The organism is Methylorubrum sp. Q1, assembly GCF_004683995.1.
Taxonomy (GTDB): Bacteria; Pseudomonadota; Alphaproteobacteria; order Rhizobiales; family Beijerinckiaceae; genus Methylobacterium.
In genome coordinates this window covers 216,032-234,797 of record NZ_SRHQ01000003.1, presented here as the reverse complement: position 1 = coordinate 234,797, position 18,766 = coordinate 216,032, and the positions used below count along the sequence as shown (strand labels likewise).

At 71.3% G+C, this 18,766-nt stretch carries 17 protein-coding genes; 6 read left to right on the top strand and 11 right to left on the bottom strand.

The features are described from left to right. Both E4V01_RS04690 and E4V01_RS04685 read left to right on the top strand, forming a co-directional pair. Nucleotides 1–837, top strand: coding sequence for a TVP38/TMEM64 family protein (locus tag E4V01_RS04690; protein WP_135297551.1), 837 nt, complete (start codon nt 1–3; stop codon nt 835–837). A gap of 172 nt (nt 838–1,009) precedes the next feature. Continuing rightward, a complete protein-coding gene (locus E4V01_RS04685; RefSeq protein ID WP_135297550.1) occupies nt 1,010–2,494 on the top strand; it encodes a sensor histidine kinase in 1,485 nt (494 codons plus the stop codon). Nucleotides 2,495–2,531: 37 nt separating this feature from the next. Here the strand turns inward: E4V01_RS04685 and E4V01_RS04680 are convergent, their stop codons facing one another. Both E4V01_RS04680 and E4V01_RS04675 read right to left on the bottom strand, forming a co-directional pair. Next, nucleotides 2,532–4,109, bottom strand: a complete 1,578-nt coding sequence (locus E4V01_RS04680) for a DHA2 family efflux MFS transporter permease subunit (RefSeq protein WP_060771343.1) — start codon at nt 4,107–4,109, stop codon at nt 2,532–2,534. A gap of 197 nt (nt 4,110–4,306) precedes the next feature. Then, nucleotides 4,307–5,515, bottom strand: a complete 1,209-nt coding sequence (locus E4V01_RS04675) for an HlyD family secretion protein (protein WP_135297549.1) — start codon at nt 5,513–5,515, stop codon at nt 4,307–4,309. Between the two features lie 140 nt (nt 5,516–5,655). On the opposite strand from E4V01_RS04675, the gene E4V01_RS04670 reads away from it, so the two are divergent. Beyond that, complete coding sequence (locus E4V01_RS04670) at nt 5,656–6,318, top strand: TetR/AcrR family transcriptional regulator (RefSeq protein WP_060771345.1); 663 nt, start codon at nt 5,656–5,658, stop codon at nt 6,316–6,318. A gap of 4 nt (nt 6,319–6,322) precedes the next feature. On the opposite strand, the gene E4V01_RS04665 is transcribed toward E4V01_RS04670, so the two are convergent. Beyond that, on the bottom strand, nt 6,323–8,086 hold the full coding sequence (locus E4V01_RS04665) for an acyl-CoA dehydrogenase (protein WP_135297548.1): 1,764 nt from the start codon (nt 8,084–8,086) through the stop codon (nt 6,323–6,325). A gap of 109 nt (nt 8,087–8,195) precedes the next feature. Between E4V01_RS04665 and E4V01_RS04660 the strand changes: the two genes are divergently transcribed. Next, nucleotides 8,196–9,185, top strand: a complete 990-nt coding sequence (locus E4V01_RS04660) for an L-threonylcarbamoyladenylate synthase (RefSeq protein WP_135297624.1) — start codon at nt 8,196–8,198, stop codon at nt 9,183–9,185. A 169-nt stretch (nt 9,186–9,354) separates the two neighbouring features. On the opposite strand, the gene E4V01_RS04655 is transcribed toward E4V01_RS04660, so the two are convergent. From E4V01_RS04655 to kaiC, 4 genes are read right to left on the bottom strand one after another with little or no spacing between them, the layout of a single operon-like run. Further along, entirely contained in the window at nt 9,355–11,118 is a 1,764-nt protein-coding gene (locus E4V01_RS04655; RefSeq protein WP_135297547.1) for a PAS domain-containing hybrid sensor histidine kinase/response regulator, read from the bottom strand. Then, nucleotides 11,108–11,443, bottom strand: coding sequence for a circadian clock KaiB family protein (locus E4V01_RS04650; protein WP_060771348.1), 336 nt, complete (start codon nt 11,441–11,443; stop codon nt 11,108–11,110). Before E4V01_RS04650 ends, E4V01_RS04655 begins: the two co-directional genes overlap by 11 nt. Further along, the gene (locus E4V01_RS04645; RefSeq protein ID WP_135297546.1) at nt 11,440–11,811 is read right to left on the bottom strand and encodes a circadian clock KaiB family protein; all 372 of its coding nucleotides are present in this window, start codon (nt 11,809–11,811) and stop codon (nt 11,440–11,442) included. The genes E4V01_RS04650 and E4V01_RS04645 overlap by 4 nt, the downstream gene beginning before the upstream one ends. Next, on the bottom strand, nt 11,808–13,559 hold the full coding sequence (gene kaiC, locus E4V01_RS04640; RefSeq protein WP_060771350.1) for a circadian clock protein KaiC: 1,752 nt from the start codon (nt 13,557–13,559) through the stop codon (nt 11,808–11,810). The genes E4V01_RS04645 and kaiC overlap by 4 nt, the downstream gene beginning before the upstream one ends. A gap of 415 nt (nt 13,560–13,974) precedes the next feature. On the opposite strand from kaiC, the gene E4V01_RS04630 reads away from it, so the two are divergent. After that, complete coding sequence (locus tag E4V01_RS04630; RefSeq protein ID WP_135297623.1) at nt 13,975–14,361, top strand: response regulator; 387 nt, start codon at nt 13,975–13,977, stop codon at nt 14,359–14,361. Nucleotides 14,362–14,383: 22 nt separating this feature from the next. Here the strand turns inward: E4V01_RS04630 and E4V01_RS04625 are convergent, their stop codons facing one another. Genes E4V01_RS04625 through E4V01_RS04615 form a run of 3 tightly spaced genes read right to left on the bottom strand, consistent with a single transcriptional unit; the run spans nt 14,384 to nt 16,749 of the window. Next, nucleotides 14,384–15,730 (bottom strand): HAMP domain-containing sensor histidine kinase, encoded by a 1,347-nt coding sequence (locus E4V01_RS04625; RefSeq protein WP_060771352.1) that lies wholly within the window; start codon nt 15,728–15,730, stop codon nt 14,384–14,386. Continuing rightward, nucleotides 15,727–16,392: a response regulator transcription factor gene (locus E4V01_RS04620; RefSeq protein ID WP_060771353.1), complete on the bottom strand. Its 666-nt coding sequence runs from the start codon at nt 16,390–16,392 to the stop codon at nt 15,727–15,729. The genes E4V01_RS04625 and E4V01_RS04620 overlap by 4 nt, the downstream gene beginning before the upstream one ends. Nucleotides 16,393–16,416: 24 nt before the next feature. Beyond that, nucleotides 16,417–16,749 carry a PepSY domain-containing protein gene (locus tag E4V01_RS04615; RefSeq protein WP_135297545.1) on the bottom strand — a complete coding sequence of 111 codons (333 nt, stop codon included), beginning with the start codon at nt 16,747–16,749 and terminating at the stop codon, nt 16,417–16,419. A 166-nt stretch (nt 16,750–16,915) separates the two neighbouring features. On the opposite strand from E4V01_RS04615, the gene E4V01_RS04610 reads away from it, so the two are divergent. Continuing rightward, entirely contained in the window at nt 16,916–17,539 is a 624-nt protein-coding gene (locus tag E4V01_RS04610) for a thermonuclease family protein (RefSeq protein ID WP_135297544.1), read from the top strand. A 68-nt stretch (nt 17,540–17,607) separates the two neighbouring features. Here E4V01_RS04610 and E4V01_RS04605 read toward each other — a convergent pair whose 3' ends face one another. Further along, nucleotides 17,608–18,357, bottom strand: coding sequence for a Hint domain-containing protein (locus E4V01_RS04605; protein ID WP_245517418.1), 750 nt, complete (start codon nt 18,355–18,357; stop codon nt 17,608–17,610). Nucleotides 18,358–18,766 lie beyond the last annotated feature (409 nt).

The following is an 18,766-nucleotide window of genomic DNA, read 5'->3' as shown; positions in this document are numbered from 1 at the left end:
ATGACGTCAGGGGACGGGGAGGGCGATCGACTCGACGGCGCGGCGAACCGGCCGGATCCTGCGGCCGGGCCGCCGGGGCCGCGCCGGCCCTGGCTGCGCTGGCTCCCGCTCCTGGCGCTGGCCCTGCTCTCCGTCGGCATCCTCGCCTCGGGGGGGGGGCGCTTCCTCGATCTCGACCGGCTCTCCGAGTCGCGGGTCTGGCTTCAGGCGCTCATCGCCGAGGACCGGGTGCGGGCGATCGCGCTGGCCTGCCTCGCCTATGTCGGCTCCGTGGTGGTCTCGCTGCCGGCGACGCTGGTGCTCACGGTGCTGGCCGGGCTGCTGTTCGGCCCCGTGACGGGCGCCTTGATCGCCATCGCCTCGTCCACGACGGGGGCGGCCATCGTGTTCTCGGTCGGGCGCTACGCCGCCGGCGACCTGATCCGGCGCAAGGCCGGCCCGCGGGTCGGCCGCTTCGCCGACGGGTTTCGCCGCGATGGCTTCGGCTACATCCTGATCCTGCGGCTCCTGCCGATCTTCCCCTACTGGATCACCAACCTCGCCCCGGCCGCCTTCGGCGTGCCGCTTCGCACCTTCGCGCTCGCCACCCTGCTCGGCCTGACCCCGGGGGCCTTCATCTATGCCGGTCTCGGTGCCGGCCTCGAAGATCTGCTGGCCACGCGCGACGAAGTGAAGGCGGCCTGTCTCGCGGCCGGGGGGGCGGATTGCGCGAAGGGCATCGATCTGCGCGCGCTGGTGACGCCCGGCATGGTGGCCGCGCTGGCGGCGCTGGCAGGATTTGCTCTTTTGACGGTTTATCTGCGCCGACGGCTTGAGCGGCGGACGCTTCGCGCATAAGACTTGCGCACAAGCGAATGGCGCGTTGCCGGACTGACGTGCAACCTGACCGGCACAGGGGGAGCCGGGACAGGAACACGCCCTTCGCGCCGCGATTGACCGACACAACGACGGGTGACGCTTGAGACGGCCCCGCCTTCCGTTCCCCGGCCGGCAGCCCGAGCCGGCGGACATGGCGCAGAATGAACTGGCGGCGATCGCCGCCCTGCCATGGCACAGCGAGGCAGCGACCGCGACCGCGCGGTCGCCCGGCCGGCTCGGCCTGTCCGGCCGCCTGTTCCTGCTGACGGTCGCCTTCGTCGTCCTGGCCGAGATCCTGATCTACGTTCCGGCAGTGGCGACCTACCGGATGTCGCGGCTCTCCGACCGCGTCGCGGCGGCGCGGGTCGCTGCCCTCGTGCTGAACGCCGCCCCCGAGGGGCAGGTCCCCGACGAGACCGCTCGGCGCCTGCTCATGGGGGTCGGCGCCCGCGCCATCGCCGTGCGGGTCGGCGAGACGTGGCGTTACCTCACCGATGGACCGGCGCCGTCCGCCGTCGCCGAGACCGTGGATCTGCGCGAGCGACGCCTGACGGGCTCGGTCGGCGGCGCCTTCCGGACGTTGTTCCTTCCCACCGAAGCGCCGATCCGGGCGATCGGACCCGGCCAGGACGGCTTCGACGCCGTCGAGGTACTGCTCGACGAGGGGCCTCTGCGGGCGGCCCTGGCCGATTTCTCGCTCCGGCTGCTCGTCGCCTGCCTCATCATCGCGGCCCTGGCGGCCGGGCTCGTGTTCTTCGTGCTTCAGCGGGCGATCGTGCGGCCGGTGGTCCGGCTCGCCCGCGACATCGCCGCCTTCGCCGACGACCCCGAGCGGACCGACCGGGTTGCCCGGCGCTCGGCGCGCACCGACGAGATCGGCGAGGCGGAGAACGCGCTCGCCCGGATGCAGGTGGCGCTTGGCGGCGAGCTGCGCCAGCGGCGGCGGCTGGCCGAGCTCGGCCTCTCGGTGAGCAAGATCAACCACGAATTGCGCAATCTGCTGACCACCGCTCAGCTTCTCGGTGACCGCCTGGAAAGCGTCTCCGATCCCCTGGTGCAGCGCGTCGCGCCGCGCCTCGTGGAGACCCTCGACCGGGCGATCCGCTTCTGCGAGGCGACGCTCGCCTATGGCCGCGCCACGGAGCCGAACCCGCAGCGGCGCATGGTGGCGCTCGGCCCTCTGCTCGAGGAACTGACCGACCTCGCCGACCTGATGCCGGCGGCCCGCATCCGCGTGGAGGTGCGCGCGGCGCCGGATCTCGAGATCGACGTCGATCCCGAACAGCTCCTGCGGGCGCTGACCAACCTCGTGCGCAACGCGGTCCAGGCCCATGCCGCTGCCAAGACCGCGGACGGCACCGTGCTGATCGAGGGGGTCCGGAGCGGCGCGCTCGGCTCGGGCTCGGTCACGGTCCTCGTGACCGACAACGGACCCGGCGTGCCCGAGCGGGCCAAGGCGAACCTGTTCGCCGCCTTCCAGGGCTCGACCCGGGCCGGCGGCACGGGCCTCGGCCTCGCCATCGCCTCGGAGCTGGTGCGCCTCAACGGCGGAACGCTCTGCCTCGACGAGACGACGGACGGCGCGCGCTTCCGCATCGTCATCCCGGACCGCGCCGCGGGGGTGAAGGCGGCCTGAAGGCCGCCTTCCGGAGTGTCCGCGGATGGGGCCGCGTTCAATGCCCCGCGCCGGCCGGTGCCGCGGCGCGGGGGCGGCGGATGAGCGGGGTGCCGCAGGCCATCGCCAGGAACAGCACCGTGAGGACGAGGAACACGTCCTCGAAGCTCATCACCAAGCCTTGAATCCGCACGGTGTTGTTGAGCGCCTTCAGCGCCATGCCGTTGGCGTCGCCCCCGAACACCTCGAACTGGCGCCGCATGGCGTCGAGGCGCTCCAGCGCGGCGCCGTTGGCCCAGGTGAAGCGCTCGTGCAGGCGCGCGAGGTGGAAGTCCCAGCGGGCGTTGAGCACCGTGTTGATGAGGGCGAGGCCGACCGCGCCGCCGAGGTTGCGCGTGAGGTTGAACAGGCCCGAGGCGTTCTTCATCCGCTCCGGCGGCAGGGTGCCGAGCGCGATGTTGTTGATCGGGATCATGCACAGCATCAGGGAGCAGCCCCGCAGCACCTGGGGCCACAGCAGCTCGTAGAAATCCCAGTCCTTGGTCAGTCCGGTGACGATCCAGGTGCCGACCGCGAAGCCGGAGAATCCCATCGCCATCATGATGCGCGGATCGAGCTTGGCCGAGAGCTTTCCGGCGATCGGGGCGGTGGCGAACATGCACAGGCCTGAGACGAACATCGTCTCGCCGATCTGCAGCGCCGAGTAGCCGCGCACCCGGGCGAGATAGACCGGGTAGAGGTAGGTCAGGCCGTAGAGGCCGATGCCCATCACGAAGCTGAAGACGCAGCCGGCGGCGAAGTTGCGGTCCGAGAAGGCGCGCAGGTCGACGATCGGCTGGCGCGCGGTGAAGACGCGGGCGAAGAAGGCCAAGCCCGACACGGCGCAGACGATGGCGCAGACGAACACCGCCTCGTCCTGCAGCCAGTCGTGGTTCGGCCCCTCCTCCAGCACGTATTCGAGGCAGCCGAGGAAGCCCGCCATGAAGGCGAGCCCGGCCCAGTCGAAGGACTTGAGCAGGTCGAAATTCGGCCGGTCGAAATCGATCAGGAGGAAGGTCGAGATCGTGACGAAGATGCCCGGCACGATGTTGATGAGGAACAGCCAGTGCCAGGAGAACAGGTCGGTGAGGTAGCCGCCGATGGTCGGGCCGATGGTGGGGGCCAGCGTCGCCACGAGGCCGATCATCGGCGAGACGATGGAGCGCTTGGAGGGCGGAAAGATCGTGAAGGCCGCAGCGAACACGGTCGGGATCATGCCGCCGCCGATGAAGCCCTGGAGCGCGCGCCAGACGATCATCTCGCCGATCGACGAGGAGGTGGCGCACATCAGGCTCATCAGCGTGAAGCCGGCCGCCGAGACCGAGAACATCCAGCGCGTCGAGAGCACCCGCGACAGGGTGCCCGAGAGCGGGATCGAGATGACCTCGGCGATGAGGTAGCTCGTCTGCACCCAGGGGATCTCGTCGCCGGAGGCCGAGAGGCCGGCCTGGATCTCGTTGAGCGAGGCCGAGACGATCTGGATGTCGAGGATCGCCATGAACATCCCGAACACCATGCACAGGAACGCCACCATGCGGCGGCGGTCGATGGGCGGGTCGGCGGCAGGGCTTGCGGCGAGGGTCGCGCTGGCGGCCATGGGGCGCCTCGGAAAGTCTTGAATGCGATTGATCCCCTCCTCACCCTCATCCTGAGGTGCCTCCGCGAAGTGGAGGCCTCGAAGGGTGTTCCAGGGATCGTGCGGGAACTGGAGGATCCTTCGAAGGCCCGCTGACGCGGGCAGCTCAGGATGAGGGGTTCGGCAGGATCGAAGGCCTTGTTCGGCTGGCCAAAGTCTCAGGGCCGGGCGGCGAGCCGTTGCACCGGCGCGTCGGCGCCCTCGCGGGTATCGACCCTCACCACGACCGAGAGGCCGGGGCGCAGCAGGCCCTCGCGGGCGAGATCCTCGGGCACGTGGACGCGCACGGGCAGGCGCTGGACGATCTTGGTGAAGTTGCCGGTGGCGTTGTCCGGCGGCAGCAGGCTGAAGACCGAGCCGGAGGCGGGCGAGAGCGATTCCACCGTGCCGACGATGTCGCGGTCGGGATAGGCGTCCACGTGGATGTGGACCTCCTGGCCGGGCCGGACGCGGGCGAGCTGCGTCTCCTTGAAGTTCGCGTCGACCCGCACGCTCTGCAGCGGCACCAGGGCGGCGATGCGCGAGCCGGGGGAGACGTAGGCGCCGGCCTCCACGGCCTTGTTGCCGACGACGCCGTCGAAGGGCGCGCGGATCACCGCGAAGTCGAGGTCGCGCCGGGCACGGTCGACGGCCGTGCGCAACTCCGCGGCGAGGTTTTCCGCCTCGCGCGTCTGCGCCCGCAGCACCTCGACATTGGCCCGCGCGGCGACGAGGGCGGCCTCGGCCGACTTCACCGCCGCCCCGGTGCGGTCGCGGTCGGCCTTGGCCTGATCGAGACGGGATTTCGCGACGAAATCGGCCTGCATCCCCGTGGCGCGGGCGTAGTCGGCGCCGGCTCGCACGGCGTCGGCCTTCGCGGCCTCGATCTGCGCCGCGCTTTGCAGCACCTGCGCCTGCGCCGCCTCGGCCTGCCGGCCGACGCGGGTAATGGTGCTCTCCTGCGTGGCGAGCTTGTCCTCCGCGGCCTTCAGGGCGAGGCGATAATCGCCGTCGTCGAGCCGGGCGATCACGTCGCCCCGCTTCACCGCCTGCCCGTTCACCACGGGCACCGCCGCGAGATAGCCCGACACCTTGGCGGCCAGAACCGAGATGTCCGCCTGCACGTAGGCGTCGTCGGTGCTGACGAAGAAGCGCCCGACCGTCCACCAGTCCCAGCCGGCATAGGCGCCGCCGCCGAGCGCCGCGCAGAGCAGCAGGCTCAGCACCGCCCGCCGCAGCGGACGCCGGGGTTTGGCGGGGGAGGGCGGCACCGGCTCGGCGACGACCGGGGCGGGGCGCAAGGCCGATGCCCGGCCCGCTTCGGCGCGCTCCTCCTCGGCCGTCTCAAGGGCGGCCTCGGAGCGGCCGGCATCCTCACGCAGCGACATGGCTGACATCCCAGACATGTATTGACCGAACCGTTCGGTCATTCGGCGGGCCGAGTTGACGCCGCCCTCATTGGAGGGCTAGCTAGCACTGACTGAACGGTTCGGTCAATGCGGGCGAGTTGGGGTAAGCGGGTCAGGCCATGGTGGGTGCGGCGACACAGGAACGGGGGCCGGTGGCCCCGCAAGCAACCTCATCGGGCGAGAGCGACAAGCGCCGGCAGATCCTGGAGGGCGCGCGTCAGGTGTTCATGGCCTCCGGCTTCGACGGGGCCAGCATGGGCGAGATCGCCAAGACGGCGAACGTCTCGAAGGGTACGCTCTACGTCTACTTCGACAGCAAGGAAGCCCTGTTCGAGGCCCTGACCACCGAGGCGAAGGCGGGTTTGGCCGAGAACCTGTTCCGGCTCGACGAGGACGACCCGGATGTCCGCGCCGTGCTGACCCGGCTCGGCACCAGCTATCTCACGATGATGGCGCGGCCGGAGCACGTCTCGATCATCCGCATGGTGATCGGCGCCTGCGAGAAATTTCCCCGGTTCGGGCAAGCCTTCTACGAGGCCGGTCCCGCCTGCGGGGTCGGGCGGCTCAAGGCCTATCTCGATGCCCAGGTCTCGGCCGGGCGCCTCTCCGTCGCCGACACCGATCTCGCCGCCAAGCACTTCCTCCAGCTCTGCCAGGCCGGGATGCTGACGCGCCTGCTGTTCAATGCGGGCGCGGCACCGGACGAGGCCGAGATCCGGCACCGGGTCGCGGAAGCCGTTCGCGTCTTCTACGCGGGCTACGGACCGTCCACGGCGGGGTGACCGCTCACCCGGCGAGCGCGAAGGCCGGATCGTCGGCGAAGTCGCCCCCGGACAGAATCGACTGCTCCAGGCCGCCCGCCGCCGGCAGCAGGTTCTCGGCGAAGAAGCGGGCGAGTGCGATGCGCGCGGCATGGGCCGGATCGGTCTCGCCCGCCTTCACGGCCGCGCTCGAAGCCAACCCCGCCGTCGCGAGGCAGGCCGCGCCCTGCACGAGGCCGAACAGGCGCAGATACGGCGTCGCACCGGGGAGCGCCTCCTGCGGGCGGTTCGAGGCGAGCGCCTTGAGCAGGAAACTCGTCGCCCGGTCGAGGCTGCCGATGCCGTCCCGCAGGCGCGCCGCCGCGTGGCCGAAGCCGGGGCTGCTGTCCTTCAACAGGCCCTCCGCCACCCGCCGCATCGAAGCGATCTGCGCGCCGACCGTGGCACCGCCGTTCAGCGGCAGCTTGCGGGTGACGAGGTCGATCGCCTGGATGCCGTTGGTGCCCTCGTAGATCCCGAGGATGCGGGCATCGCGCATGAGTTGGGCCGCACCCGTCTCCTCGACGAAGCCCATGCCGCCATGGACCTGCACGCCGAGCGAGGTCACCTCGTTGGCGATGTCGGTGGAGAAGGCTTTGGCCACCGGCGTCAGCAGCGAGGCGCGGTCATGCGCCGCCTTTCCCTCGGGTCCATCAGCGGCGTCGAGGCCTTGCGCGGTGAGGTAGCAGATGCCGCGGGCCGCCGCCGTGTAGGCCTTCATCGTCAGCAGCGTGCGCTGGATGTCGGCATGCGCCACGATGGCGCTGACCGGCTCGGGCGAGCCCGGTGCCCGGCCCTGGCGGCGCTCGCGGGCGTAGTCGAGGGCCTTCTGATAGGCGGCTTCCGCCACACCCACGCCCTGGAGGCCAACATTGAGCCGGGCCGAGTTCATCATCGTGAACATGCAGGCCAGCCCCCGGTTCTCCTCGCCGATCAGCCAGCCGGTCGCGCCGCCGGCGTCACCGAAGGCCATGGAGCAGGTCGGCGAGGCGTGGATGCCGAGCTTGTGCTCGAGGCCCGAACACCGCAGGTCGTTGCGCGTGCCGTCCGGCAGCACCTTCGGTACGAGGAACAGCGAGATGCCGCGGGTGCCGGCCGGGGCGTCCTTGAGGCGGGCGAGCACGAGGTGGCAGATGTTGCCGGCCAGGTCGTGCTCGCCGTAGGTGATGTAGATCTTGGCGCCCGTGATCCGGTAGGTGCCGTCGCCGTTGGGCTCGGCGCGGGTGCGCAGCGCCGAAAGGTCCGAGCCGGCCTGCGGCTCGGTCAGGTTCATGGTCGCGGTCCACTCGCCCGAGACGAGCTTTTCGAGGTAGCGCCCCTTCAGGTCGTCGGAGCCATGGGCGGCCAGCGCCTCGATGCCGCCGACGGTGAGGATCGGGCACAGGCCGAAGGCGAGGTTCGCGCCGTTCCACATCTCGGTGCAGGCGGCGGCGATCAGGTGCGGCAGGCCCTGCCCACCGTAGTCGGGGTCAGCAAGCACGCCGTTCCACCCGCCCTCGACGAAGGCGCGGTAGGCTGACGCCCAACCCGGCGCGGTGGTGACGTGCCCGTCCGAGAACGGCGTGCCGTGGCGGTCGCCGATCCGGTTGAGCGGTGCGATGACGTTGCCGGCGAACCGGCCCGCCTCCTCAAGAATGGCGACCGCATCCTCCGGGCCGATCTCCGCGCCGCTGCGCGCCAGCACGGCGTCGAGCCCCGCGACGTGGCGGAGGGTGAAGGCCATCTCCTCGACGGGCGCGCGATAGCTCATGACCGGTTCACCGCTCCTCCCGCCGCGCCTTCCGGGGGCGGCGATCCCGTTTGACGGCTTGCGGCTGAAGGGTCTACGGCCGGCCGTTCTTCCTCGCATCCCCTCCGATATGGACGCCGCACCGTCAACCATCCCCACGCTGCGCCTGGCGGCCGACGCGGACGGCCTCGCGCGAGCGGCCGCCCTGCTCCGGGCGGGGCGTCTCGTCGCCCTGCCGACGGAGACGGTCTACGGGCTCGGGGCCGATGCCACCGACCCGGAGGCGGTGGCCGCGATCTATGCGGCCAAGGGCCGCCCGCGCTTCAACCCGCTGATCGCCCATGTCGCGACCGCCGAGGCTGCGTTGGCCGAGGGCGTGTTCGACGAAGCCGCCCTCCGGCTCGCGGAAACATTCTGGCCGGGGCCGCTGACCCTGGTGGTGCCGGCGGCACCCGGCGGCTCGGTCTGCGATCTCGCTCGGGCCGGCCTCGACTCCGTGGCGCTCCGCGTGCCGGCCCACGACATCGCCCGCGCGCTGCTGGAACGGGCCGGGCGACCGGTGGCGGCGCCCTCGGCCAACCGCTCCGGACGGGTGAGCCCCACCAGCGCCGACCATGTGCTGACCGATCTCGACGGGCGCATCGCGGCCGTGCTCGACGGAGGCGAATGCCCGGTCGGGGTCGAATCCACCGTCGTCGCCTGCCTCGGCGGCCCGCCCCGACTGCTGCGCCCCGGCGGGGTGACGCGGGAGGCCATCGCTGCCGTGCTGGGCTTTGCCCCCGAAGCAGTCAGTGATCCGGGCTCGCGGCCCGTGGGCCCTGGTCTGCTTGCCTCGCACTACGCGCCGCGGGCCGGGGTGCGGCTCGATGCCAGGACCATCGAGCCCAGTGAGGCGGTTCTGCTGTTCGGGGCCTTCCGCCCCGCTGGGCTGGACCATGCAGCAGCGGTCGAATCCTTAAGCGAGCGCGGGGATCCGGCGGAGGCCGCCGCGCGGCTGTTCGGGGCCTTGCGCCGGCTCGACGCCTCGGGCGCACCGACCATCGCTATCGTCCCGGTGCCGGAGGAGGGGCTGGGCGAGGCGATCAACGACCGCCTGCGCCGGGCTGCGGCGCCGCGCTGAAACCGGCACGATTTTTCGTTGAATTTTTTTTCGGAACCACACGGCCTTCGGCGCATTGTCCGATCACGAAGGCCAGTTCAGCCCCCAATGGCCTTTTCCCTTCAAGGCTCGGAGCAATCCGAGCCTTTTTTCTTGTCCGCTCCGCAAGCCGCTGCGGACGAAGGGAAAATCATCGTGCTCGCGCGGTGCGCCGCTGGATCGCCCGGCGCAGGATGCGCGAGAGATCCTCCACCGAGTAGGGCTTGTGCAGCAGCGGGAAGCCGTGGCGCCCGTCCTCGGCCAGTACGTGGCTGTAGCCGGAGGAGAGCACGATCGGCATGCCGGGCGTCCGCCTCCGGATCGTGCGGGCGAGTTCGACCCCGTTCATGCCGGGCATCACCACGTCGCTGAACACCACGTCGAAGCGTTCCGGCGTCCGGTCGAGTTCGGCCAGCGCCTGCTCCGCATCCATCGCCCAGACGGTGCCGTAGCCGAGTTCGGCCAGCGCTTGCGTCGCGAAGGCGCCGACCTCGCGGTTGTCCTCGACGAGGAGCACGCAGGTGCCGTGGCCGGGGGCCAGCGGTTCGGGCTCGTCGGCGGACTCGACCATCGTCGGGGCGACCTTGGCCCGCGGCAGGAACAGGGTGAAGGTCGTGCCCTGTCCCAGCACGCTCTCCACCGCGATGTCGCCGCCCGACTGCTTGGCGAAGCCGAACACCTGGGAGAGACCGAGCCCGGTGCCCTGGCCGACGCCCTTCGTCGTGAAGAACGGCTCGAAGATCCGTGACAGGTCGGCCGGCGCGATGCCCGTCCCCGTGTCGGAAATCGCCACCGCGACGAAGTCGCCGGGCACGGCCGGATGGGTGCGCAGGGCCGGGATCTGCCCGGCATGGCCGACGTGGATGGTCAGCGTGCCCTCGCCCTCCATGGCGTCGCGGGCGTTGACGACCATGTTGACCAGCGCCGTGTCGAACTGGCTCGGATCGGCCTCCACGAGGCAGGCGAAGGGCTCGCCGGCGGCGTCGAAGCAGGGCTCGATCAGGGTCTTCACCTGGATGCGCGCGCCGGTGAGCGTGCCGACCATGTCGGCCACCGAGGCGACGCCGCGGCCGGCATCGAACACCTCGGGCTTGAGCGCCTGGCGCCGGGCGAAGGCGAGGAGCTGGCCGGTCAGCTTGGCCGCGCGCGCCACCGTGTCGGAGATGGCATCGACGTAGCGGCGGCGGCGCTCCTCGGCGAGGTCGGGGCGCTTGAGCAGGTCGGTGGAGGATTTGATGACCGTGAGCAGGTTGTTGAAGTCGTGCGCGACGCCGCCGGTGAGCTGGCCCACCGCCTCCATCTTCTGGCTCTGGCGCAGGGCCTCCTCGATCCGCTCGCGCTCGGCCACCTCGGCGCGCAGGCGCTCGTTAGCCTCGGCGAGTTCGTGCAGGCGCAGCCGCTCCGCCGTGAGGTCGGTGATCACGCCGCAAAGGAGAAGGGTGTCGCCGTCGCCGTCAAGGCGGCTCAGCGACAGGTAGGCCGGGCGCTCGACTCCCGCCTCGCCGCACAGGGCGATCTCGCCGCGGGCCGGCATCTGCGCCGCCTGCGCGATCAGGGCGGCGAGCGCCGCGTCCTGGCCCCCGGCGGCGAAGCGCGCGAAGGACTGGCCGATCAGGCGCTCCTGCGGCGTGCCCAGGGTCTCGGCGAGCCGGCGGTTGCAGTAGAGCAGCGTCCCGTCCGGCCCGAGGGTGAAGGCGCCCTCCTGGATCTGCTCGATCAGCACCCGGTAGGGCCGGTCGGCATTCTCCAGGGTATAGACCAGCCGCTCGCCGCCCGGACCTTCGACCACGATCGCATCGAAATCCCCCCGGCGGATCGCCGCGAGGGTATCCTCGACCTCCTCCAGCCGCGTTTCCAGCGCGCGGATGCGCGCCTGCGCCGCGTCCAAAGCCGTGGCGGCGGGCTCAGCGCTCATCGGCGGCCCCGTCGAGTCCAAGCCCTTCGAGTCCAAGCCCGTCGAGGACATGCCGCTCGTCGCTCAGATCGCCGGTGATGCGCCGGGCGGGGAGGGGGGAGAGCCGTATCAGGGTCGGCGCCGCGACCACGCCGTCGGCGCCCGCAAGCGCCGATTGCTGGTAGATGTCGACCACTTCGAGGTCGCACGCGCCCCCGAGCCGATGCTCGCACAGGCGGCGCACGCTCTCGATGCTGCGGGTCGAGCGCGGCGAGGTGCCGGCGACGTAGAGGCGCAGCCGGGTGCGCCCGGCCTCCCCGTGGGCCGTGATGTCCCCGCCGCTCAAACGCTGTCCGCCTTCGCTGCGGGACTTTTTTCTGCGAGGTTCTGGGGTCGGATATCGAGGCCGACCAGCACCTTCTCGGTGTTGGACAGGTCGCCGATGATGCGCTTGAGCGGCGCGGGCAGGCGACGCACCAGGGTCGGGATTGCCAGGATCTGGTCACCGACCGCGAGCTGCGGGTTCTTCATCAGGTCGATGACCTCGATGTCGTAGTGCCCGGCGAGGTGCTCCTCGCAGAAACGCTTGAGGTTGGCCATCGCCGTCAGCGACTTGGCGGTCTGTCCGGCGACGTAGAGGCGCAGGTGGTAATGGCCCTCGTCCACCGGGCCGCCGGCGTCGAGTCCATCCTCGGTTGGTTCGGAGCCGCTCATTGCGTGCCTCCCCGGCGGGTTGAGAGGATGCGCCGCTCGCTGGTCAGCATCGCCTCGCGCATCTCGTCCTCGCTCGCTAGCACCGCCTCTTCCTCCGCCGCGGTTTCCAGGGTGGCGCGCAGTTCGTCGATCTGGCGCTCCAGCGACTGGCGCCGCCGCTCCGCCTCGCGCCGCCGTCGGCGGCTCTCCTGCTCGCGGCGCAGAACGGCGGCGGCTTCCTCCGTCTCCTGCACGATGCGGGCGGTGCCGGTCAGCACGCCCGCCGGGCCGATATAGGCCTCGACGAGGGTGATGCCGTCGCTCGACATACTGAACTCGCGCACTTGGTTCGAGTGGCGCATGCCGCGGGCCTTGATGACGTAGAGCGTGCGCGAGCGCTCGCCGTTGGCCTCGATGTTGAGGAGCTTGATCCAGGCATCCATCAGCGAGGAGACGCCGATATTGCTGTCGTGGTCGAGGCTGCCGTCCTCGCGCAGGCTGGTGAACACGGCGGTGATGCCGCGGCTCTTCAGCATGTCGACCATACGCAGCATCGTCGCCTGAAGCTCGGCCGGCGGGCCCCGCAGCGCCGAGAGCGGATCGACCACCACCACGGAGGGCGCGAAGCGGTCGATGTCCCGGTGCATGCGCGCCAAGTGCATTTCCAGGCCGTAGAGGCTCGGACGCGCCGCCTCGAACCGCAGCAGGCCCGCCTCGACATGGCGGGCGAGGTCGAGGCCGATCGAGCGGGCGTTGCGGATGATCTGGTCGGCGCTCTCCTCGAACACGAAGGACATGCAGCGCTCGCCGCGCGCGCAGGCCGCGTCGATCATGCTCGACGTGATCATGGTCTTGCCGGTGCCGGACTGGCCCGACACGAGGATGCTGGTGCCGCGGTGGAAGCCGCCGGGTTCGAGCATCGCGTCGAGGCCGGGGATGCCGGTGGAGGCCACGCCCTCGGCGATGGTGTAGTCGAGGTCGGCCGCGGTAACCGGCAGGACGCTGATGCCCTCGGCATCGATCAGGAACGGGTACTCGTTGGTGCCGTGGGCCGAGCCGCGATACTTCACCACGCGCAGGCGCCGGGTCGTGATCTGGTCCTCGACGCGGTTGTCGAGCAGCACCACGCAGTCGGAGACGTATTCCTCCATCCCCTGGCGGGTGAGCTGGCCCTCGCCGCGCTCGCCGGTGATGATCGCGGTCAGCCCCCGGTCCTTGATCCAGCCGAACAGGCGGCGGAGTTCGGCCCGCAGCACCGTCTCGTCGGAGAAGCCCGCGAACAGGGTCTCGATCGTGTCGAGCACGACGCGCTTGGCGCCGATCGAATCCACCGCGAAGCCGAGGCGGATGAACAGGCCTTCGAGGTCGTACTCGCCGGTCTCCTCGATCTCGCTGCGCTCCACGCGGACGTGGTCGATGGCGAGCTTGCCCTGCGCCACCAGCCCGTCGAGGTCGTAGCCGAGGGAGGCGACGTTGGCGACGAGATCCTCGGCGCGCTCCTCGAAGCTCATGAACACGCCGGGCTCGCCGAAGCGGGTCGCGCCGTTGACGAGGAAGGTGGTGGCGAACAGCGTCTTGCCGCAGCCGGCCGCGCCGCAGACCAGCGAGGGCCGCCCCTTCGGCAGGCCGCCGAAGGTGATGGTATCGAAGCCGTCGATGCCGGTGGCGACTTTCGCGAGCGCGGGGGCGCTCGTGGATGCGCTCTTGGATGCGCCCTTCGAAGCGTCCTTGGGAGTGCCTTCGGGCGGGCTCGCGGATTCAGACGCCAAGGCAGGTCTCCAGCACGGTTTCTTCCCCGGCCGTCATCGGGGGCAACCCGTCCGGTCCGCTATCCAGGCGCGGGATCGTGATGGGGAGCGCTGCGGCCGGGACACGAGGAAGAGGGCGGGCGCCGGCAGCGGCGCCGGTCGCAGGCGCCGACGGGAGGGGGCGGAGGCGTCGTGAGGCAAGGGCGTCGTCATGAAGGCGTCATGGCGGGCCTCGATCACCCGTTGCACGGCTCCCGTAATGCAAAGGCCAGGGGGTGGCAATACACGGCCCGGCGAGCGCCCGGCAGGCTCCCCGAGCCGTGGTTCGCGGCCGATATTTCTTCGAATCTTCTACGGCTCCGCTGAAACCAATCGCCGCGCGGGCACTTTGAGGAAAGCCGTGTCCCATCAACCCTCTGCAGCGCGCTTCACCCCAATGCCCTGTCTGTCCGAGCCGACCGATTCGTCCTCCGCGCCCCGCATCCTCGTCGTCGAGGACGAGTGCTTCGTGCGCATGGTGGCCGTGGACATGCTGGAGGATGCCGGCCTGCCGGTGGCCGAAGCGCCGGACGCCGACGCGGCCCTGCAACTCCTGGAGGGGAGGGCGCAGGCCTTCGGCGCCCTGTTCACCGACATCGACATGCCGGGCTCGATGGACGGGCTGACCCTGGCTGCGCGGGTGCGGGCGCGCTGGCCGCATATCCGCCTCGTCGTCACCTCGGGCCGGGTCCGGCCGCGCGCCGACGATTTGCCCGATGCGGGTTTCCTGCCGAAGCCCTATTGCCGCTCCGACCTGCTCGGCGCCCTCGGCCAGGCCGCCTGACGGCATCGCTCCGGCATCGGCCTCAGGCCGCCGGAACCGGCCAGCTCATCTCCACCCGAAGGCCGCCGAGTTCGGAGCGGCTGAGGCGCATCCGCGCGCCGACACCCTCCGCGAGGTCGCGGGCGATGGCGATGCCGAAGCCCGTGCCGGGCCGGGTCTCGTCCCAGCGCCGGCCGCGGGCGATGCCGGCGATTGCGGCCTCGCTCATGCCGGGGCCGTCATCCTCCAGCACCAGACGGTGTTCGCCCCCCTCCGCGCGTCCCGAGACGCGGATGCGGCGGTGGGCCCATTTGCGGGCGTTGTCGAGGAGGTTGCCCAGGATCTCGGTGAGGTCGCCCTCGTCGCCGGGGAAGGCGAGGTTTTCCGGGACCGCGATCTCCCAGCGCAGGGCCTCGCCCTCGGGCAGGCGCTTGAGGGCGCCGACGATCCGTCCCAGTGCCGGTCCGACCGGGCAGGCGCGCCGCCGCAGCCCCCCCGAGGCCGCCCGCGCCCGGGCGAGCGTGCGCTCGACCTGGCGGCCCATGGCGTGCGCCTGCTCGGCGATCTCCGCCGCCAGGGTGGGGTCGGCGGCTTCCGTGCGGCGGGCCAGCGCGTCGAGCACCGCCAGCGGGGTTTTTAGGCCGTGGGCCATGTCGCCGGCGCCCGTGCGCGCCCGCTCCAGGTCGCGCTCCTGGGCGTCGAGCAGGCGGTTGAGATCGGCCACCAGCGGGCGCACCTCCTCGGGAAAGGTGTCGGGCAGCCGCGCCTGCGTCCCGGCATGGATCGCGGCGAGATCCGCGCGCAGGGTCCGGAAGGGTGCCAGTGCCCGGCGCACGAACAGCGACATGGCGAGCGTCAGAGCCGCGAACAGCGCGCCGAGCGAGGGCACCAGCAGGCGCAGGAAGGTGGCGCGGCTCTGGGCGAGGTCGCGGCGATCCTCGGCCACCGTGACGGCGAGCGCCACCGCGCCGCCGTGGCCCGGAATCGAGACCCGCCGGGTCACGGCGATGAGCCGGCCGCCGTCCGGCCCGGCGAGGTCGCCGACCGCCGGCTCCTCGGATGTGTCGGGAAGCGTGCCGAGGCTCCGGTCCCAGAGCGAGCGCGAGCGCAGGGCGGTGCCGCCGGCACGCTCGACTTGCCAATAGAGGCCGCCATAGGGCGTCGAGAAGCGCGAATCCGGCGGCTCGCGCGGCAGGGTCGGGGCTCCGTCCGGCGCCAGGGCGACCTGCCCGGCGATGAGCTTGGCGGTGCGGTCGAGGCCGTCGGCGGTGCGGGCGTCGAGCACCCGGTCGAAGATCAGCGTCAGCCCGATCCCGGCCAGCACCAGCGCCAGGGCGATCAGCCCGGCGGCGGCGAGCCCGAGCCGCAGGCGCAGCGAGCCGCTGTTCACGGCGGATCGGACGGCACGAGGTAGCCGTGGCCGCGGCGGGTCTCGATGATGCCGGGGCCGAGCTTGCGCCGCAGCCGGGTCAGCAGAGCCTCCAGCGCGTTGGCCTCGCGGTCGCTGTCGCTGCCGTGGAGATGGTCGAGCAGCTCGCCCGCCGCCACGACCTGCCCCTGGCGGTGGAGCAGGAAGGCGAGCAGGCGGTATTCGAGCGCGGTGAGGTCGGCCTCGCGGCCCGCCACCGAGACCGCGCGGGTGCGGGTGTCGAGTTCGACCGCGCCGGCCCGCAGGACGGGAGAGGCGTGGCCGGCGGTGCGGCGCAGGATGGCGCGCAGCCGCGCCACCAGCTCCTCCATCCGGAACGGCTTGACGAGGTAGTCGTCGGCGCCCGCGTCGATCCCCTCGACCCGCTCGCGCCAGCCGTCGCGGGCCGTGAGGATCAGCACCGGCAGGGCGACGTCGGCCCCGCGCAGGCGGCGCAGCACGCCGAGGCCGTCGAGCCGCGGCAGGCCGAGGTCGAGCACCATGGCGTCGTAAGTCTCGGTCTCGGCCCGGAACCACGCCGCCTCGCCGTCGCCGACGATCTCGGCGACGTAGCCGGCCCGCTCCAGACCCTCGCTGATGTCGGCCGCGATGCGCGGCTCGTCTTCTACGACGAGGATGCGCATGTCGTCCCCGGAAGCAGGTCGGCCTCAGTCATCGTCGTCCACGTCGAGGAGCTTGAGGGAACTGGCATCGATCTTCACGTCGCGGCGGCGCCCGTCGGTGCCGAGGATGCGCAGCTTGTAGAGCCATCGCCCGTCGTCGCGCTTAAGGTCGAGCGCCACCACGTCCCCCGGCACGGCGGCGCGGGCGGCGGCCAGGACGGCATCGAGGGGGCGGATCTCGCCCCGCTCCAGGGCGCGGCGCGCCCGCTCGCCGTCGTCGTCGGCCCGCGCGGGCACGGCGCCCAGAGGCACGGCACTCAGGGCCGGGATCAGCGCGACGAGCGCGAGAAGGAACGGGCGAAGCGGGAAAAGGAACATCGGGGCACGAACCATGGCGCGACGCGGAGATGCCTGAGCCCGGCTGACGCGAGGCTGACAGGCGGCGTCAGGCTCGCGCGCCGCCGGGTTTGCGAGAAGGCGGCATCGACGGCGCAGCGGCTCTGAGCGGCGCGCCGACCGCCCTCTCCCCGCGAGGCCCATCCCGATGTCGCTCACCGCCACCATCCTGCTGATCTACGCGGCCTGCCTCGCCGGCACCATCGTCAGCCCCGCCCGATCCAATGGGGATCGCCCCCCGGAAGGGCCGGGCCCCCGCCGCCTGCTCGCCGCGCTCCTCGTTCCCGCGCTGGCCCTGTTGGCCGGATTCCAGGTGGCCCCGGCCCGCGCGGGCGAGGCCACGCCCGCGACCGTAAGCGGCCCGGCCACGGTGATCGACGGGAGCACGATCGAGATCGGCGGCCGGCGCCTGCGCCTCCACGGCATCGACGCCCCCGACCTCGACCAGATCTGCTTCGACGGGCACGAGCGCGGCTATCCTTGCGGCCGCGTGGCTGCCGCCGCCCTGGCGGCGCGGATCGGGAGCGACGCTCTCGCCTGCGAGCCGCGCGCCGCCGCGGACGGCCGCGCCGGCGTCGTGTGCCGCCTCGGGGAGGATGATCTCGCTGCCTGGATGGTCGCCAGCGGATACGCTGTGGCCGACCGCAGCGTCTCGGCCGACTACACCGACCAAGACCGCCGCGCCTGGGGCCGCCGTCTCGGCCTGTGGTCCGGGGTGTTCGAACTGCCCGCGGAGCGCCGCCGGGTGCTCCGAGCGAGCGCCGGCCTGTGATGCGGGCCGTCGCCGCCTCGTGCCGTGACGCTCGGGGCGCGCAATCCCGCGGGTGGCGTCCCGCCGGCCTACAGCGTCAGCGCTCCGTCCGACCATGCGCCTTGCCGGTTCAGGATGGCGGCGAAGACGGTGCCGAGGCGCAGGCGTTCGGCCTCGACCTGAGGCCCATCCACTGCGACCGGCCGGCAGCGGGCGCCCCAGCCCGCGGGCACGAAGTCGGGGTTGTGCAGGGCGTGGTCGGAGGCTTCCGAGAAGAAGGCGCGGTCGCCGCCGTCGATGTAGCTCTCGGCCGGCAGGCCCTCGGCGAGCAGGATGTCGTGAGCGTCGAGTTCGACGTGCCAGTAGGTGACGCACGTCACCGGCTCACGGGTGACCGTGGTGCCGTTGATCAGGCACATGACGGGCACGAGCAAGCCGCCCTCGTTGTCGGCATCGGCCCCGACCAGAACCGGGTGGCCCGGCGAGAGGAAGAGATCGCGCTTGGGCAGACCGCCGCCGAAGGCACCCGCGCGCACGCGGACGGGCTGCCGGTCGTGGTGCAGGGCCCTGCCGCCGCCGTCGAGGACGCGATGGCCGATCCAGGTGATCGTCCGGCGCGCGCCGGACGCGGTGACGGCGACGTCCCGCTCGCGCAGATCCTCGACGGCCACCTCGCCGCGCTCGGTCAGGATGTGGGTGCCCGAGCCGAAACAGAGGACGTTGTAGTCGCCCAGGGACGCATTGCTCACGTTGACGACCTGTCCGGGCGTGAGCGGGCTGTTCGACAGAATGATGTAGCTGCTGGCGCCGCCGGCTCCGTTCGGCTGGCTTGCGAGCACGATTAGGCTTGGGTCGTCGAAATTGGTCGCGTAATAAGTTGCGCTGCTCTCGAATCCAAATCTATTGATAACGAAAGTTACCGGATCGTTGGGGTTCGATATGGTTCCGTTGACGACGACATTGGAATCTCTGCTGATCGCATCGACGGAAAAGCTCGTGCTATTGCTGTTTGATTGGGTTGCGCCTCCGGACTGTCCGGCGCGGAACATTGTGTTGTTGAAAACGATTGGCATAGCCAAGCCCATTCTCCTGTCGTCTTTGGCTTGGCGCGCCGATAAGACAGCACATCGCGCACGCACCTCTGATTTGGGAAAGACCAGACTGCCAAGCTTATGTCCAGCATAGATTCGCTGCGTCGCGCCTCGGCGCAGCGGCGGCGCCATCGCCGACCGGAAAGCGTCGAGCCGC

Excerpts from the sequence above, each read along its gene's own strand:
- E4V01_RS04675 (WP_135297549.1), bottom strand. The coding sequence starts at position 5,515 with ATGTCGCTGCGTGAGGATGCCGGCCGCTCCGAGGCCGCCCTTGAGACG.
- E4V01_RS04685 (WP_135297550.1), top strand. The coding sequence starts at position 1,010 with ATGGCGCAGAATGAACTGGCGGCGATCGCCGCCCTGCCATGGCACAGC.
- E4V01_RS04610 (WP_135297544.1), top strand. The coding sequence starts at position 16,916 with ATGTCGCTCACCGCCACCATCCTGCTGATCTACGCGGCCTGCCTCGCC.
- E4V01_RS04665 (WP_135297548.1), bottom strand. The coding sequence starts at position 8,086 with ATGAGCTATCGCGCGCCCGTCGAGGAGATGGCCTTCACCCTCCGCCAC.
- E4V01_RS04630 (WP_135297623.1), top strand. The coding sequence starts at position 13,975 with ATGCCCTGTCTGTCCGAGCCGACCGATTCGTCCTCCGCGCCCCGCATC.
- E4V01_RS04655 (WP_135297547.1), bottom strand. The coding sequence starts at position 11,118 with ATGAGCGCTGAGCCCGCCGCCACGGCTTTGGACGCGGCGCAGGCGCGC.
- E4V01_RS04680 (WP_060771343.1), bottom strand. The coding sequence starts at position 4,109 with ATGGCCGCCAGCGCGACCCTCGCCGCAAGCCCTGCCGCCGACCCGCCC.
- E4V01_RS04645 (WP_135297546.1), bottom strand. The coding sequence starts at position 11,811 with ATGAGCGGCTCCGAACCAACCGAGGATGGACTCGACGCCGGCGGCCCG.
- E4V01_RS04620 (WP_060771353.1), bottom strand. The coding sequence starts at position 16,392 with ATGCGCATCCTCGTCGTAGAAGACGAGCCGCGCATCGCGGCCGACATC.
- E4V01_RS04660 (WP_135297624.1), top strand. The coding sequence starts at position 8,196 with ATGGACGCCGCACCGTCAACCATCCCCACGCTGCGCCTGGCGGCCGAC.
- E4V01_RS04615 (WP_135297545.1), bottom strand. The coding sequence starts at position 16,749 with ATGTTCCTTTTCCCGCTTCGCCCGTTCCTTCTCGCGCTCGTCGCGCTG.
- E4V01_RS04670 (WP_060771345.1), top strand. The coding sequence starts at position 5,656 with ATGGTGGGTGCGGCGACACAGGAACGGGGGCCGGTGGCCCCGCAAGCA.
- E4V01_RS04690 (WP_135297551.1), top strand. The coding sequence starts at position 1 with ATGACGTCAGGGGACGGGGAGGGCGATCGACTCGACGGCGCGGCGAAC.